General features: G+C 61.7%; 18 protein-coding genes, 1 tRNA gene and 1 pseudogene. 5 read left to right on the forward strand and 15 right to left on the reverse strand.

Going from position 1 to position 14,537, the window contains the following annotated elements; all coding sequences use genetic code 11:
- On the forward strand, positions 1-189 hold a 189-nt coding region (locus AB4Y82_RS20890; RefSeq protein WP_441611657.1), incomplete at its 5' end, for a hypothetical protein.
- Positions 190-373: 184 nt separating this feature from the next.
- On the opposite strand, the gene murB is transcribed toward AB4Y82_RS20890, so the two are convergent.
- From murB to amaB, 6 genes are all read right to left on the reverse strand, one after another.
- Complete coding sequence (gene murB / locus AB4Y82_RS20895) at positions 374-1,393, reverse strand: UDP-N-acetylmuramate dehydrogenase (protein WP_441603777.1); 1,020 nt, start codon at positions 1,391-1,393, stop codon at positions 374-376.
- 10 nt (positions 1,394-1,403) lie between these two features.
- Positions 1,404-2,441, reverse strand: a complete 1,038-nt coding sequence (locus AB4Y82_RS20900) for a quinone-dependent dihydroorotate dehydrogenase (RefSeq protein ID WP_441603703.1) — start codon at positions 2,439-2,441, stop codon at positions 1,404-1,406.
- A gap of 2 nt (positions 2,442-2,443) precedes the next feature.
- Entirely contained in the window at positions 2,444-3,211 is a 768-nt protein-coding gene (locus tag AB4Y82_RS20905) for a class I SAM-dependent methyltransferase (protein ID WP_441603704.1), read from the reverse strand.
- A 25-nt stretch (positions 3,212-3,236) separates the two neighbouring features.
- Complete coding sequence (locus AB4Y82_RS20910) at positions 3,237-3,545, reverse strand: DUF4190 domain-containing protein (protein WP_441603705.1); 309 nt, start codon at positions 3,543-3,545, stop codon at positions 3,237-3,239.
- A gap of 84 nt (positions 3,546-3,629) precedes the next feature.
- The gene (locus tag AB4Y82_RS20915; RefSeq protein ID WP_441603706.1) at positions 3,630-3,959 is read right to left on the reverse strand and encodes a hypothetical protein; all 330 of its coding nucleotides are present in this window, start codon (positions 3,957-3,959) and stop codon (positions 3,630-3,632) included.
- A gap of 93 nt (positions 3,960-4,052) precedes the next feature.
- Positions 4,053-5,588, reverse strand: coding sequence for an L-piperidine-6-carboxylate dehydrogenase (gene amaB / locus AB4Y82_RS20920; protein WP_441603707.1), 1,536 nt, complete (start codon positions 5,586-5,588; stop codon positions 4,053-4,055).
- A gap of 114 nt (positions 5,589-5,702) precedes the next feature.
- Here amaB and AB4Y82_RS20925 point away from each other — a divergent pair.
- Positions 5,703-5,779 (forward strand) — tRNA-Arg (locus AB4Y82_RS20925).
- Between the two features lie 207 nt (positions 5,780-5,986).
- Here the strand turns inward: AB4Y82_RS20925 and AB4Y82_RS20930 are convergent.
- Complete coding sequence (locus AB4Y82_RS20930; RefSeq protein ID WP_441603764.1) at positions 5,987-6,202, reverse strand: hypothetical protein; 216 nt, start codon at positions 6,200-6,202, stop codon at positions 5,987-5,989.
- A 213-nt stretch (positions 6,203-6,415) separates the two neighbouring features.
- A complete protein-coding gene (locus tag AB4Y82_RS20935; protein ID WP_441603765.1) occupies positions 6,416-7,057 on the reverse strand; it encodes a response regulator in 642 nt (213 codons plus the stop codon).
- A 1,266-nt stretch (positions 7,058-8,323) separates the two neighbouring features.
- Between AB4Y82_RS20935 and AB4Y82_RS20940 the strand changes: the two genes are divergently transcribed.
- Both AB4Y82_RS20940 and AB4Y82_RS20945 read left to right on the forward strand, forming a co-directional pair.
- Entirely contained in the window at positions 8,324-8,644 is a 321-nt protein-coding gene (locus AB4Y82_RS20940) for a hypothetical protein (protein WP_441603766.1), read from the forward strand.
- 135 nt (positions 8,645-8,779) lie between these two features.
- Entirely contained in the window at positions 8,780-9,298 is a 519-nt protein-coding gene (locus AB4Y82_RS20945; RefSeq protein WP_441603767.1) for a 2'-5' RNA ligase family protein, read from the forward strand.
- 49 nt (positions 9,299-9,347) lie between these two features.
- On the opposite strand, the gene AB4Y82_RS20950 is transcribed toward AB4Y82_RS20945, so the two are convergent.
- Both AB4Y82_RS20950 and AB4Y82_RS20955 read right to left on the reverse strand, forming a co-directional pair.
- Entirely contained in the window at positions 9,348-9,527 is a 180-nt protein-coding gene (locus tag AB4Y82_RS20950) for a hypothetical protein (protein WP_441603768.1), read from the reverse strand.
- 49 nt (positions 9,528-9,576) lie between these two features.
- A complete protein-coding gene (locus AB4Y82_RS20955) occupies positions 9,577-9,798 on the reverse strand; it encodes a TonB-dependent receptor (RefSeq protein ID WP_441603769.1) in 222 nt (73 codons plus the stop codon).
- A 355-nt stretch (positions 9,799-10,153) separates the two neighbouring features.
- Here AB4Y82_RS20955 and AB4Y82_RS20960 point away from each other — a divergent pair, with 355 nt between their 5' ends.
- A complete protein-coding gene (locus AB4Y82_RS20960) occupies positions 10,154-10,858 on the forward strand; it encodes a DUF2968 domain-containing protein (RefSeq protein ID WP_441603770.1) in 705 nt (234 codons plus the stop codon).
- Between the two features lie 88 nt (positions 10,859-10,946).
- On the opposite strand, the gene AB4Y82_RS20965 is transcribed toward AB4Y82_RS20960, so the two are convergent.
- The 5 genes and pseudogenes from AB4Y82_RS20965 to AB4Y82_RS20985 all read right to left on the reverse strand — a co-directional run bounded on the left by AB4Y82_RS20965 (position 10,947) and on the right by AB4Y82_RS20985 (position 14,521).
- Positions 10,947-12,047, reverse strand: a complete 1,101-nt coding sequence (locus tag AB4Y82_RS20965) for an acyltransferase family protein (protein ID WP_441603771.1) — start codon at positions 12,045-12,047, stop codon at positions 10,947-10,949.
- 316 nt (positions 12,048-12,363) lie between these two features.
- Complete coding sequence (locus tag AB4Y82_RS20970; RefSeq protein WP_441603772.1) at positions 12,364-12,678, reverse strand: HigA family addiction module antitoxin; 315 nt, start codon at positions 12,676-12,678, stop codon at positions 12,364-12,366.
- Between the two features lie 964 nt (positions 12,679-13,642).
- Entirely contained in the window at positions 13,643-14,218 is a 576-nt protein-coding gene (locus AB4Y82_RS20975) for a suppressor of fused domain protein (protein ID WP_441603773.1), read from the reverse strand.
- Positions 14,215-14,370: pseudogene (locus AB4Y82_RS20980) on the reverse strand (hypothetical protein); the annotation flags it as partial. The gene AB4Y82_RS20975 and the pseudogene AB4Y82_RS20980, both read right to left, overlap by 4 nt.
- Before the next feature lie 46 nt (positions 14,371-14,416).
- The gene (locus AB4Y82_RS20985; protein WP_441603779.1) at positions 14,417-14,521 is read right to left on the reverse strand and encodes a hypothetical protein; all 105 of its coding nucleotides are present in this window, start codon (positions 14,519-14,521) and stop codon (positions 14,417-14,419) included.
- Positions 14,522-14,537: the final 16 nt, after the last annotated feature.

The raw sequence follows: 14,537 nt of genomic DNA on the forward strand, positions 1-14,537 counted from the left end.
TTCTTCCGTGGTCGCGCACAAGTGCGCTCCTACAAGGACGCGGTGCGCTGGAGGTTGCGCTCTGTAGGTTTGTCGGGCACAGGGTGCCCTCCCACAGGGGAGGGGCCGGGTCTGCCGTCAAACGACGACCGGCGCCAGCTGCACGCCATTGCGGTGTTCCTGCTTAATTTGGAGCGCAAGACGGCGTAATCGTGCGCGACGCCCACACCTGTGGGAGCGCACCCTGTGCGCGACGGGTCGGCGGTGCGCAAACGCTGGCGTTCCGTGGTCGCGCACAAGTGCGCTCCTACAAGGACGCGGTGCGCTGAAGGTAGCGCTCTGTAGGTTTGTCGGGCACAGGGTGCCCTCCCACAGGGAAGAGGCCAGAGGGAGATCAAACGACGACCGGCTCCGGCTCCAGCTGCACGCCGAATTTCGTGCGCACGCCTTCGATCACCTTCTGCGCAAACGCCCATAGCTCGCCACCCGTGGCGCGACCATGGTTCACCAGCACCAGCGCATGGCGATTGGAAATACCCGCATCGCCCTCGCGCATGCCCTTGAAGCCCGCCGTCTCGATCAGCCAGGCGGCGGAGAGTTTCCATCGCCCATCGCTGACAACCCACGACACCAGCTCTGGATGTTCGCGCTTGAGCGCCTCGCCCTGGGCTGCATCGACCATGGGATTCTTGAAGAAACTGCCGGCGTTGCCGATCACGGCGGGATCGGGAAGCTTCTTCGTGCGCAAATGCACCACGGCTTCCGCCACATGGAACGGTGCCGGCTTGTCCACGCCCATGCGCACGAGTTCGTCGCCAATACCCGCATAGTCCGTGCGCAACTCGCGCGAGCGGGGCAGCGCAAAGCGCACGGCGGTGACGATATAGCGACCCGGCTCGTGCTTGAAGACCGAATCGCGATAGGCAAAGGCGCAGGCGGTGCGATCGAGCACAGCGACGCGGCGCTCCTGCATATCCCATGCTTCCACGCTGTCGATGAACTCCGCCACCTCGGTGCCATAGGCGCCGATGTTCTGGATCGGCGCGGCGCCAACGGTGCCGGGAATCAGGATGAGGTTTTCCAGTCCGGCAAAACCCTGGCCCAGCGTCCAGCGCACGAAATCGTCCCAGCGCTCGCCGGCGGCCACCGCGATGCGGGCGACGTCGCCATCCTGTTCCACCTGCACGCCGCGCGTGGCCATCGCCAGCACGGTGCCGTCATAGTCGCCGGTAAACAGCATATTGCTGCCTTCGCCCAGCACCAGCAGCTTGCCGTTGCGCACGGCCGGGAATTCCAGCAGTTCGGTGAGCTTGGAGGCGTCGTTGATCTCGGCCAGCAGGCGCGCCCGCGCATTGACGCGCAACGTGTTGCGCGTGGCCAGCGGAGCATTTTCGATCAGCGTGTAACCGCCCATGTCGATACGTTCAACCGGCATCGGTGCTTTCCTGCTGGCGGCGGATCTCATTCACGCATTCGGCGATCAGGGCAGGGCCGCGATAAACCATGCCCGAATACAGCTGCACCAGCGAGGCGCCGGCGGTGATCTTCTCCGCTGCATCGCTGCCATCGAGAATGCCACCGACGCCGATGATGGCGAGCCGGTCGCCCACGCGCTGGCGCATGCCGCGCAGCACCGCGGTGGAGCGGGCGAACAGCGGCTTGCCGGAGAGGCCGCCGGTTTCATTGCCCTGCGGATCGTCGGCGACGGAAGTGTGGTCGATGGTGGTGTTGGTGCAGATCACGCCGTCCACCTTGGCGGCCAGCAGCACGTCGGCGATCGCGTCGAGCTCGGTTTCGCTGAGGTCCGGGGCGATCTTCAGCAGCATCGGCTTGCGCGCGCCGCTCTGCGAGCCCAGGCGTTCCTGAGCTTCACGCAGGGTCTCGATGAAGCGGCGCAGCGTGGCTTCTTCCTGCAGATCGCGCAGGCCTTGCGTGTTGGGCGAGGAAATATTCACTGTGATGTAACTGGCGAGCGCATGCACGCGCTCCAGGCAGAACAGGTAATCGTCCACCGCCTTATCGTTGGGCGTGTCTTTGTTCTTGCCGATATTGATGCCGAGCACGCCGCGATAGCTCGACTTCTGCACATTGCGCACCAGCGCGTCGACGCCGGCATTGTTGAAGCCCAGGCGATTGATCACCGCCTCGTGCTTGGGCAAGCGGAACATGCGCGGCTTGTCGTTGCCGGGCTGCGGACGCGGCGTGGTGGTGCCCACTTCCACGAAACCAAAACCCAGTGCGCCCAGCGCATCGAGGTGATCGGCATTCTTGTCCAGGCCGGCCGCAAGTCCCACCGGATTGGGAAAGCGTATGCCGAACGCGGTGGTCGGCAGCTCTTGCGGCGGCTTGGCCACAAGATGGATGAAGTTGCTGCGATGGGCCACGTCGAGGCCGTAGAGCGTCGCACGATGCGCGGTTTCAGCATCCAGCGCGAACAGCAGTGGGCGAATAAGGTCGTACATAGTCAGGAAAGTTGGCCCACGTAGATGACGGTGTCGTAGTCGAAGCCGATGCGTCCGTTGACCGCACAGCGATCGAACAGCTCGCGCAAGGCGCGCATCATGGCCTCATGATTGGGGTGGCCTTCGCGCGGCGCATACGAAGAGGAAAGCAGCCGGCCGCTGAGGCTTTCATAGTCCAGACGCTGGCCGTGATCGAAACGGCCCATGCCGAGATAGCCCTCGCCGAACCACGCCCGCAGGGTAGGCTCGTCGCCATAGCGTTCGGCGACGCTGGTGTAATCGGTGCCGTACTTTTTCAGCAGTGCTTCGTAGCCTTCAAGGAACGGCGTGCCAACCAGTCGGCGCGAATTCCAGATGATCGCCGCCAGTCCACCAGGGCGCAGGATGCGCTGAAACTCGGCACGCGCGGCCGCCTGGTCGAACCAGTGAAACGCCTGTGCCACGACGATGAGATCGACACTGGCGTCGTCGAGCCCGGTCGCAGTCGCGTGGCCATCCACGGTGCTGAAACGCGCATCGTCGCCCAGCCAGCTCTCGGCCGCAGCGCGCATCGGCGCATTGGGTTCCACTGCGATCACGTGATAACCGCCATCCAGGAACAGCTTGCTGGAAATGCCGGTGCCCGCGCCGATGTCCGCCACCAGCCACTGCGGAGTGACGCCGAACTCGCTCTGCAGCCATTGCAGCATGGCCATCGGATAGTCGGGCCGAAACCGCACATAGTCGGCGACGCGGTCGCTGAAACGTTCGGTGGGCTTGAGGTCGGTCATGATTGCACCGTTACCGCACGGGAGATCAACCGTGCCAGGGAAAGAAATGCGCAAGCAGTCCGATGCCCAGGGCTGCAAAAATGAAGAACAGCAGCATGGCCAGGACGATCAGCGCCAGCTGCAGGTACCCCATCACCATGCCGATGACGGCCAGTGAATCGCCTTCCACGGTGCCCGGCGGAGCAAGGCGAATTTCCTTGCGCGCCAGGTGCCCGCAAACAATAGCGATGACGGCCGCCACAAAGGGGAGCACGGTCCAGGAGGCAATACCGGCGATGAGGCTGACGACGGCGAGCGTGTTGGTCGATCGGTAAGCAGCGGGCTGGTAACTCATGGACGCACTCCCTGTGAGGTCATGGACGAAACACGGTGGCTCATCGGCTTTCGCGTGGCTGATGATAGTTGACGCGCCGCTCCGTTAATGGCGCATCTGCAGTAACAAGAAAGCAACCAGCAACCCAAACAGCGTGTACTGCGCGTACGCCATGATTCTCGCCGCCTTGGCGAGTCCCTCGCCGCGAATCGCACCGCCGGAGCGGCGAATCTGCCGCTGCGCGATCCAGGCACATAGCGACGCGATGACCGAACCGCTTAGCGGCATCGCGATCATATTGAACAGGCTGAAGCCGACCGTGGCCAGGCCCATCACCGGCAACACAGTCCAGGCAAGCACGGCAAAGACCAGGCTGAAAATCGCCAGCGAGCTATACGTCGGCGCCGCTTGAACTACCTGTGCGTTTTCCATCATCACAACTCCTGTCGTCGATGCCGTTACGCCTGCACTTGCTTCCTGGTCGTGCGTGCATCCCGGCTTTCACCGGGCTGCACCGATGCTGCTTACTTACAGATCGAACTTGATGCCCTGCGCCAGCGGCAACGAGTTGGAGTAGTTGATGGTATTGGTCTGGCGGCGCATATAGACCTTCCATGCGTCCGAACCGGACTCGCGACCGCCGCCCGTTTCCTTCTCGCCGCCGAACGCGCCGCCGATTTCCGCACCGGAGGTACCGATGTTGACGTTGGCGATGCCGCAGTCCGAACCTGCCGCCGACAGATACTGCTCGGCCGATTTCAGGTTCTGCGTGAAGATCGCCGAGGACAGACCCTGCGGCACGCTGTTCTGCAGCTCGATGGCTTCATCCAGCGTCTTGAACGGCATCACGTAGAGAATCGGCGCGAAGGTTTCCGTCTGCACCACGTCGTCGCTGTTCTTCACGCCGCTGACGATGGTCGGCAACACGAAGTTGCCCTTGCGGTCGCTGAGCGCCGCGCCACCCGTGAGCACCTTGCCGCCGGTGGCCTTGGCCTTTTCAACCGCAGCGAGATAAGCCTTCACGGCATCCGGGCTGTTGAGCGGGCCCATCAGCGTGGTGGCGAGCGTCGGATCGCCGATCTTGCCTTCCACCTGCTTGTACGCGGCGACCAGCTTCTCGGTGACATCACCAATGATGGACTCATGCACGAACAGGCGGCGCGTGCTGGTGCAGCGCTGGCCGGCGGTGCCGACGGCGCCGAACACGATGGCCGGAATCGCCAGCTTCAGGTCGGCGCTCTCGTCCAGGATGATGGCGTTGTTGCCGCCCAGTTCCAGCAGCGAGCGACCCATGCGCTTGGCCACGCGCTCGCCCACCTGGCGACCCACCTTGGTGGAACCGGTGAAGCTGATCAGCGGGATGCGGTGATCGTCCACGAAGGCCTGCGAGAGATCGGTGCCGGCATCGTTGAACAGGAAGAAGATGTCGGGGAAGCCGGCTTCGTTCAGCGCGTCGTTGCAGATCTTCATGCTGGCGATGGCCGACAGCGGCGTCTTCGGCGACGGCTTCCAGATGCAGATATCACCGCAGATGGCCGCGAGGAACGCATTCCACGCCCACACCGCCACCGGGAAGTTGAACGCGCTGATGATGCCGACCAGGCCCAGCGGCTGGTACTGCTCGTACATGCGGTGGCCCGGACGCTCCGAGTGCATGGTGTAGCCGTAGAGCATGCGGCTCTGGCCCACGGCGAAATCGGCGATGTCGATCATCTCCTGCACTTCGCCGTCGCCTTCGGGCTTGATCTTGCCCATCTCCAGCGCAACCAGCGAGCCGAGCGCGTCCTTGTGCTTGCGCAGCGCTTCACCGCACAGGCGAACCGCTTCACCGCGGCGCGGCGCCGGCGTGGTACGCCACACCTTGAATGCTTCCTGCGCGCGCTTGACGATCACTTCGTAGTCGGCCGCGCTGGTGGCGTGCACCGTGCCAATCACTTCGCCCGTGGCGGGATTGACCGGATGCAAGGTGCCGGCATCGGTCGTCTTGGACCACTCGCCCTGACCCAGGTAGGTGCCCGAATGCGACTGGCCAAGACCAAGGGCGGTGAGAATTTCGTGCGACATGCTTCACTCCAGACCGGGGCGCGGGGAAGGCGCCGGGAATAAAACCGCCATTCTAGCAGGGGGCTGTTAACGGGTTCGCGCCGCACCCCGTTCCATGCCAGAATTCCGCCCGTTGCCCCCGTAGCTCAGCTGGATAGAGCGTCCCCCTCCTAAGGGGAAGGTCGTACGTTCGAATCGTATCGGGGGCACCAAGACGCAGATGCACAAAGGCCGGCGGAGACGCCGGCCTTTGTTTTTTCGGTTTTCGGAGTGCGCCTGGACGACCCTTGTGGCAGTTCTGCCGAGCTGGCCGCGGTCGGCGAAGTCGCTGTGGGCATGCGGCAGTGCAGCGCGCACTTATTGTCGTGGCAGGTGCTCCCGGCGGATGTCGCTGCGGGTCAGGGCCATGACGCTGTAGGTCAGTTTTTGGCGAAAATGCCCCGGTCGAGCACTTCGGCCTGGACGTGGCCAGCCACGGCATCGTGGTCCATCGCTTCGCCGCTGAGCTCTTGCTGGGCCGACACCGTGCCGTAGATGTGGGCGCGCCAGGCCACCCGGCCGGGCAGCTGATCCACTTCACAAAGCACCTGGAGTTCGTGCTCTGTCTCATCCACGACGCAGAAATTCATGTTCATGCGTGGGCGCCCCTGACGCCCGCGAAACGGCCAATCGGTTGGCGATGGTCGAACCATCGCGAGGGCCTCATCGAGTGTTTTGGTTCTTCGAGGCGCCTTTGCTTGAGCCAAGCGCAATCAAGGAACGTGCCATGTCGATGCCTGGGCATCAGCGGCGTCGTGTCAGCTGGGTGTCCTGCCGGCCATCGTGGCTGCCCGGCCGGGACGATCGGCTCAGGCGAGGATGCCGTGCTCGCGTGCGTAGGCGTACACGTCCAGGTCGTTCTTCAGTCCCAGCTTGTTCATGGCATCCATCTTCTGGCGGCTGATGGTCTTGACGCTGCGATTGAGCTGGCCGGCGATTTCGGTCACGGTGAAGCCCGACGCGAACAGGCGCAACACTTCGGTTTCGCGCTTGGAAAGGGCGGGGTGGCCATCGGCAGGACTGCCTGCGCCGCCATCGTCGAGCACCTGGCTGATGCTGGTGCTGAGAAACAGGCGGCCATGCGTCACGGCCTGCACGGCAAGCGCCAGCTCCGAGAGAGCGTCCGTCTTGCTCATCAGGCCGCGCGTACCGGTTTCCAGGATCGCCTTGAGCACGCCGCCGTTGTTGACCATGGTGAGCACGACTACTGGCAGTTCGGGCCGGCGGCGGCGAATCATGCCCAGCATCTGCAAACCATCGGCCATCTGACCGCCGGGCATGCTGAAGTCCGTGATCAAGAGCTCGCAGGGGTGTTTGTCGACGGCATCGAGCAACTCGACCGGCGAGCCGACTTCAGCGACCACTTTGGCATTCGTATGGTTTTCCAGCAGGGCGCGTACGCCGCTGCGAAAAATAGGATGGTCGTCAGCGAGGATGATGCGAAGGGTCACGGTGTGCCCGTCCCGAGTGTCTGAGTCTGTAGAGCTGGACTAGGGTAGCTGCTCGACGCCTAACGCATTGTAGGTCTCAGCCTACTCGGCGCGTGTAGTCTTCAGATGGCKCTCATGAAGCTTGTCACGTCTTCTATCGTGAGTAGCTGTTCGATGCTGGTGCGAACACGTGGAGTTCAGCGATGCATCGGCCGGTGGGACGCATCCCGCGCAATGGAAGGATGCACTCCCATTCTAAGTCCGATCGCGGCCGTTGCGTCATAGCGAAAATCTACTGAGCTCGCCAGCTGCGTCATCCACGCAGGGTGCGCGATAGTTCACGGGGTTTCCTCCCTTGCTCAGCGCAAACCAACTTGCGGGGGCGTCGGTACATTTGCGGCGATGTGATCGCGCTATGGAGGTGCCAGTCAGGAGTCTCCCTGCGCAAGCCCTGCGTGAAATCGGCGAGACGCGAGTACGGCGAGTCATCGCCGATCCTGGTGATGCCTGCCTCGAGGATCGACAACAAAGTCATGGGCTCGACACCAGCAGGCGCACTGGCCCGAGCGCGCGGCAAAGCACTTTTTCCGTGGATTTTCGCTGCTGAACGGATTGCGACATCTCCAAAGGGTTCTACAAAAGCAACGTCTTCGGCAGCCGTAGCGGCGATACGTCGTACGGCCTCAGCTCTTCCACCGCCAGCTGGACAGCGAGTGCTACACGCTGGCGACAACATTTCAGCCTTCACCGATGGAGCAGACTTCTTTGCTTCGAGCTCGTCCGGTCGGCGCTGCATGGTTCGCCCAACTTGGCCAGGCAGGCCAGCCTGAGCGCGATACTCGGCATCGAATATCCGTGGGGATAGAACATCGAGCTGACACCGATTGGCGAGGGCAGGGCCAGCGCGCATCGACCTTGCTGCGCTATGACCTCGGTCCCTGAGGTGGATTTCTGGACTGCGGCGCGACGGTCGACGATCCATCTCGAATGCCGCCGTGGATGTTGTCTCGCAGCATTCCTGAGGTTCCAAGCGGCGTGTAGTCCCTCGCCGGCTCGTTCAATCGCCCTGACCGACGCATGCAAGCCGGGACGGGCGTAACGTCATGCTCGTGATGCATTGCAAAAAGTACGTAAAAACATGCGGTTGCAAAGCATGACCTTTGCCACGCTCGCGCAATGTAAGTCATGCGTAAGCTTTCGCTTCGCATCGAGTTTTCAGCGTTCCATGTTGCCGGCGCCCCCACCGCCGGTTCCCCCACATGGCGCAGAGCGCGAAAGGGAGTTCTTATGGCGGTACTCGTCGGCATTTATCTGGTGCAGAGCGACTTGTTCGACATCGTGCGCGACGGTCGAACGATATGGATCGGCACGTGGACGCTGTTCCGTTCCCCATGGATGAATCGCCAGGATTGGGAAGCGCTGACCAGCGGCGAAACCGCGGCCTGCTTCGACAGCCCTGAGCTCGCCATCCAGGCGGGCGAGGAAGAGGGCGTGACGTTCGCCCGCGAACTGCAGGGTGATGACGGGCTGGAGCCCATGGCCTGGGCACCCGTGCCAGTCGCTCCCAGCATGCCGCTCAAGCGCGCCAGCGGTGGCGACTGGCACTGACGGCGTTGCCCATGGCATAGCGCGAGACCGCGGGCGTTGCATGGCCCAACGGCCGAGTGTCGTTCCCCTCGCTGCGCACGCCATAATGCGCAGACACGGCGATCTGCCGGAAGAGAGGAAGGCGACGGGCCGAGCATGGCGCGTACCCTGCTAGCGCTGATGGTGCCCGAGGCCGAGCCGCTGGTCGGCAGTTTCCGCGATCAGTACGACCCTTCGGCGCGTCGCGGCCTGGGGGCGCATATCACCCTGATCTATCCCTTCATCGACAGCGAGCTGCTCACGCCTGCTCTGCTGGCGCGCTTGCGCGACGTGGCGGCGGAGATCCCCGCGCCGATGTTTCGCCTGGCGCATGTGGATACGTTTCCTTCCGTCGTATGGCTGGCGCCCGAGCCGGCCAAGCCTATCGCCAGGATCGCCAACGCGCTGGAGCGCGCCTTTCCCGATCATCCCAAGGGAGGCGGCGCCTTTCCTGATTTTGTTCCCCATCTATCGGTCGCCCGTCATGTGCAGCACGAGAAGGCTGCCCTCATCAACGAACTGGAAGCGCGGCTTGCCGATCACGGCCCGGTGTACGGCTGGTGCGAATCGCTGTCGCTGCTCGTCAACGACCATCGGCGCTGGCATGGGGCGGGGGAGTTTCCCTTTCTGCATTGATCCGGGCACGCACTTCAAAGAGTACGTGTGACCAATCCGTGGACGCGAGTCAGTCCGATTCGTCGACCGGCGCGAGCACCAGCGGTGCGTCCTGCCCGCGCCGGCCGATGCTGCGAAGACTGTTGCGCCTGCCGCATACCGGGCACATGAAATACACCCCGAAACTGTCGATCGACGGCAAGGTGTCCTTGGCCGTCAGCTCAGTTTGGCAACGTATGCACGTCCACATGGCGAGGAGAGATACCTGGATTGCGTGAGTATGGCGTGTGACCGCGGAGTCAGTGCTCGTTGACCCAGGTGTCTTCGATATCGTCCTGGATGGCCACCTGCAGTTCCGTGCTCGACAGTTCGGAAACCTCGAAAATCCTGCCGTGGCGCATGCCGCGATAAATGCCGTTGAGGCGAAACGTAGCCGACCAGTACACGCTGTCGTGCACGGCGCCGAGATACTCCGCCGTGTAATTGAAACCATTGCTGGTCATGCCGGCGACCTCAGTCATGATCGCATCCTCCGCGGCCCTTCGAGCTGACACTACTCTCCTTGGCTGCGCGGCGTGTGAATGATTCGGCAGGGCGGCCGGTCGGCTGGGCCTTGGGAAGGCCGACGAGGAGATCCCGGGGGTATCGGTTGCGCCACTGTCGGTCGCCCCTGCCCGGCGTGGTGATTCAAGAGGCGTCTGATGTATTGGCGACAGTCGACGTGGTTAGCATAGAAACCCCCGTCCACCGGCAACGCCGTGAGCGAGCATGGTGCCGCTCGTGGGTGGCAGGCCTCATGGCTCACCCGATCTTCCTGAAGCAAACCCTGGAGGGTCTCGGTGGTCCAGCGCTACGCCGTCGTGCACAGAGGCAGTCATGAGTGAAACGTCATCGATGAGGGAGTTTTCCGTGGTGTTTCGCAGCGACGAGGAGGACGACATCGCCACCGCCGATGCGCATGCCGTCCATGATCATGACGATCTTGCGGTACCGGAACTGACCCATGGCGTCTGGCCACGACACTACACCGAAGGCGATGTCGTCGAAGTGGCTGACGTGGAAGAAGTCGAAGCACTCATGCATCTGGATACGGTGACGCAAGTACGTGAGATGCACAGCTTCAACCACGCCGTGCGCCTCCTGTTCCATAACGCCGCACTGAAGTTCTACGCCGCGATCTACATGGACGACCTGCTGTGGCGAGCGATGAAATCGTCCGATTTCGACGCCGCCGAAAAGGCGTTTGACGATTTCGTCGCGCAGGTCAACCATCGCGCCCGCAGCGAAGTGCGACGCGTCCAGCTCGATGCCGCCAACATGCAACTGCAACGGGTCATCGCCGAGTCCGAAGCGCGGGCGGAGCGACTTCGCGCCAACATTCAACGCAACGCCACGCAAAAGCAGCGCGCGATGGAACGCGAAAGTGAGTTGCGCGACAGCATTCAGCAACTCGACGCAGCCCGCCTGCAGGCGCAGCTCTACGCCAATCGCACATTTCGGCAGATCGGGCAGCTGCACTCGACATGCGCGGCGCTGTTGCCGCGTTATCGCGGGGGATTGCCGGGATTGCGGAAGAAGTGAGTCGAGCTGGCGGCTGCGATCCATGCAAAGAAAAAGCCCGACATGGCCGGGCTTTTCTTTGCACTCTGGTCAGTGGCCACGGACTCGCTCACGTAGCCAGTGATTCATGAGCAAGAGCTGGCTTGGCCGATGCCCAGGATCGGGCAAGCTTCATCGCGGGCTTTTCCACGGCGTGCCAGGACAGCAAGGCAAGCGCCAGGGTCATCGGAACCGAAAGGAACAGACAAATCAGATTGTCGCCATGCGGCCAGATGGACGCCACGATCTGTTGCATGGGAAATGCCCAGAGGTAGATGCCGTAAGACAGATCGGCCTTGGGGGAAAATCGATGCAGCAAGGGGGTGTGCGCCAGGCAGAGGATGCCGTAGATGACCGTGAGATAGAACAAGGGCTGCGCCACGGCGAGATGACGAACGGCGATGTAGCTGATCGCCATCACCAGCCACGCCAACGGATAGATAGGGATGGATCGACGCATGGCGTAGAGCATCATGCCGAACACAAAGAAGCACGCTGGGTAAAAGGAATATCCGGTTGGCTTATTGGCGATCTGACTGATGAATTCATAGGGCGCCCCATGCGAGACGACGTAGTAGATCCCGGCAAGCGCCAGCATGGCGCCGACGATGATCGCCCAGCGCCAACGAAGGAGCCCGAGGATACCCAGGCCAAACACAAGGACGTAGCACTTCACTTCCAGCGGAAGAGTCCAAAGCGAACCGTTGACGACACCCTTGAGCGCGACATCCTCAAATAGGCCTGGCAGCACCCAAACCGTGCCACGGAAAAGCGCCGCATTCCTTGCAAAATAATCCCACGCATCGGTGCTTGCCAGAGATCCCATGACGCCCTTCGTCGAGAGGGCAGGGTAGAGCACATAGGCACTCAGCAAGACACAGACAAAAAGCGCGGGATAGATGCGCGCTGCGCGCAAGGTGGCGAATTTGAGCGCGGACTTCTGCCTTACATAGCTTGCCGTGACGAGCATGCCGCTGATCAGGAAGAACGTGTACACAGCCAGGCTGCCCGTGTACTCAAGGCCCGTATGGGCAAGGATCGGCTCGATACGGCCCATCGATGGCTGTATCCAGAACGAGTGCCCAAACATCACCGCTAGCGCAGCGCCGAGCCGGATCAGATCGAAATTGTTGGATCTTCCGTCGATAACGTCGGCAAGGCTTCGTGTCATGTGCAGATTCCGCTGGGATCCGTCATTTTGCCGGTTGCAACCGTCGGAATATAGTGCACGAGGGAACCAGGGGCTGGATGCACTTTTTCTTCTGGTGGACTGCGCATTGCAGCGCATATGCGATGGTTGGGCTATCGCAGGTTTACTTTGTCTTGGTTTCCGCATGGCAGAGACGAGGCGCCGCTATAGCCCCCAGCGAATGCACAGCAGCTTGGGGTAATGCCCACCGGGGCTGTTCGAGAGTCTTGCTTCAGTGCCCAGTTAAATCGCCCGAAAAATCAGGGGTGATCCACTCTGACCCGGATTTTGTTTTCGCTCAATCAACGAGGGGCCGATAAGCGCGGACCACGGGCTTCGCCCTTTCCAGATCGTACCGCGCCTGAAGTGCCAGCCAGTAAAAAGCAGTGGTGTCGAAGGCGAGGGAAAGGCGGATGGCGATCTTGGGTGTGATGGGGTGGGTGTCGGCGATGAAGGCTTTGATGTGATTGGAGGGTATGCCGGTGCGACGGGCGAGTTGGGCGGGGTTGAGGGCGTTCGGGATCAGGTAGGCGTGGAGCAGGATGTCGCCGGGGGCTCGCAGGGGTTGCGAGGGGTCCACTTCCGAATGCGGGGTGAGCTGGATCAGTTCCATGGTCGTTCCTCCCTGTCGGACACGGCCGCGCAGCGGCTCAGGCGCTTACAGCGCTCCGTGTCAGTGAATGCTTGGCAGCTTCGTCGGTGATCGCCCGAGAGCGGCGCATCGCCATGCCAGCCGATGCGCCGTAACGGCGATCATCGGAGGCGTGTGGTGTTCACTCGAGGCTCGTCACCGAGCAGGTGGGCGTATTGCTGGAGGCAATAAATGGCCGTGCCCAGGCTGGCCGCGACGGCCACGGGAAGCGGCCATGGCAGCGCTCTGCCGGGGAATCCCCGTGCTTGCGCGTGGCGACATTGCTCGCTGTCGAGACGCAGCCGCGTGAGGGCTAGCACCGCCAGGGCGATGTCACCGCGAGTGCTGTGACGCAGGGTTTCGGGCCATGCCACCGCCGTGGATGACGGGTCATTAGGCAGAGGAGTGAGGGTGTCGTCAGGGGGAACGGACGAGCGAATGCGTACCGTATGATCGCGGGTAGCCATGGTCAACTTCCAATCAGTTGGTGATGGTTAGCGGGTCGTGGGTGTTTCAGCACTCACGGCCCGCGCCTCATGACCTGATGGTCATGGTCATTCGCGAGGCCGAGCAACACGGCAGCGCGAATGACTGACCCTAACAAGCAGGGTTGGCATCGTCTGTCAGGGATCGGCGAGATGGATGTCCACCTGGGCGAGGCGCCGCGTGACGGCGGCAGGCCGATCGAGTGTCAGCAGCATTCCCCTGGAGGACTTGGAGACGGTGCGCGCCCTCAAAACCGTGCACGCTGACCCATGAAATTGTCCCTGGCACCTTTTCACGGCATCCCCTTTCAAAGGTGTCCGTCAAACTCGGGCCATCTCAAAAATCGGGGGTAGTCCACTCTGACCCCAGTTTTGACCCCAGTTTTAGTGGCAATTGGACGCAAGGCCGGCTGAGATAGCTCAACCAAGCTCACCGGTAGCGGAGTATCGCGCTACCGATGTCACGTGCTCGTGGTGCTCAGTCGACCGACCAAATCGGGATCTTCCGAAACCAGACTAGACTCAAAATCGGGCCATCCATGCGAAGAAAGATAGTTCACTTCCTTGTCCAGCAGCGGGATGAGCCAGACAAATGCGACATCTCCCACGCCATCAGCATCTACAGACCCAAAATCGTCAGGAAAATAGACCGGAAGAGACGCGTATAACGCTTTGGGTTCATGGCCTTCAAAAAGCTCACCCCTAGGCCCCAACAGCTCACCGCGTAAATACGCGGCTCCACGCGAAATTGCTTCTAGGCCGATCTGTTGAATGACCCCCACCAGATTAGGTGGAATTGCGTCAGAAGGGACAATCATCAGMAGCTCATGCCGAATCAACTTTGAGGCATGACTCGCCTTGTCTGCCGGTAATTGAAAATTACTTAACCCAAGAGTCGCAAAGGTTGTCGTGCCGAGATACGGGCCTCCAGCCGTTTGAACCACTTGGAACGGGAGCTTGTCACCGTTTGAGTCACAGGTCCAACCACGGACGATCTCGCCCGCATAGGATTCGAGGTGTTCATAAACTGTGGTCATTTGAAACGCCCATCGTTGTTGCCACCACTCCGATTACATGATGGACATTCAAGCGAAGTTCCCTGCTGATAGTTATCAATAACATCTTGCCTTGATGCATCAGGCGGGAATGTCCGATTAGTCCATGAGGGATTGTGGCTCACATCCCAATCGCGAGGAAGTCCATGGAAACTGGGGTCAGAGTGGAGTTACCAGGATTTAGTGGACACCTGATCGTCGTCGCCGATGCGCGGCCTCGAACTCATTCGGACTGACGCCACCTAGGTAACTGTGGCGGCGAATCGGGTTGTAGAACTGATCAATGTACTCGGATACGTCA

The organism is Dyella sp. 2YAF14, assembly GCF_052114725.1.
Taxonomy (GTDB): Bacteria; Pseudomonadota; Gammaproteobacteria; order Xanthomonadales; family Rhodanobacteraceae; genus Dyella.

Bases quoted from the DNA above. Each gene is read 5' to 3' on its own strand.
- AB4Y82_RS20955 (WP_441603769.1), bottom strand. From the start codon at position 9,798: ATGACTGAGGTCGCCGGCATGACCAGCAATGGTTTCAATTACACGGCG.
- AB4Y82_RS20900 (WP_441603703.1), bottom strand. From the start codon at position 2,441: ATGTACGACCTTATTCGCCCACTGCTGTTCGCGCTGGATGCTGAAACC.
- AB4Y82_RS20930 (WP_441603764.1), bottom strand. From the start codon at position 6,202: ATGAACATGAATTTCTGCGTCGTGGATGAGACAGAGCACGAACTCCAG.
- AB4Y82_RS20910 (WP_441603705.1), bottom strand. From the start codon at position 3,545: ATGAGTTACCAGCCCGCTGCTTACCGATCGACCAACACGCTCGCCGTC.
- amaB (WP_441603707.1), bottom strand. From the start codon at position 5,588: ATGTCGCACGAAATTCTCACCGCCCTTGGTCTTGGCCAGTCGCATTCG.
- AB4Y82_RS20940 (WP_441603766.1), top strand. From the start codon at position 8,324: ATGGCGGTACTCGTCGGCATTTATCTGGTGCAGAGCGACTTGTTCGAC.
- AB4Y82_RS20945 (WP_441603767.1), top strand. From the start codon at position 8,780: ATGGCGCGTACCCTGCTAGCGCTGATGGTGCCCGAGGCCGAGCCGCTG.
- murB (WP_441603777.1), bottom strand. From the start codon at position 1,393: ATGGGCGGTTACACGCTGATCGAAAATGCTCCGCTGGCCACGCGCAAC.
- AB4Y82_RS20970 (WP_441603772.1), bottom strand. From the start codon at position 12,678: ATGGAACTGATCCAGCTCACCCCGCATTCGGAAGTGGACCCCTCGCAA.
- AB4Y82_RS20965 (WP_441603771.1), bottom strand. From the start codon at position 12,047: ATGACACGAAGCCTTGCCGACGTTATCGACGGAAGATCCAACAATTTC.
- AB4Y82_RS20950 (WP_441603768.1), bottom strand. From the start codon at position 9,527: ATGTGGACGTGCATACGTTGCCAAACTGAGCTGACGGCCAAGGACACC.
- AB4Y82_RS20960 (WP_441603770.1), top strand. From the start codon at position 10,154: ATGAGTGAAACGTCATCGATGAGGGAGTTTTCCGTGGTGTTTCGCAGC.
- AB4Y82_RS20915 (WP_441603706.1), bottom strand. From the start codon at position 3,959: ATGATGGAAAACGCACAGGTAGTTCAAGCGGCGCCGACGTATAGCTCG.
- AB4Y82_RS20905 (WP_441603704.1), bottom strand. From the start codon at position 3,211: ATGACCGACCTCAAGCCCACCGAACGTTTCAGCGACCGCGTCGCCGAC.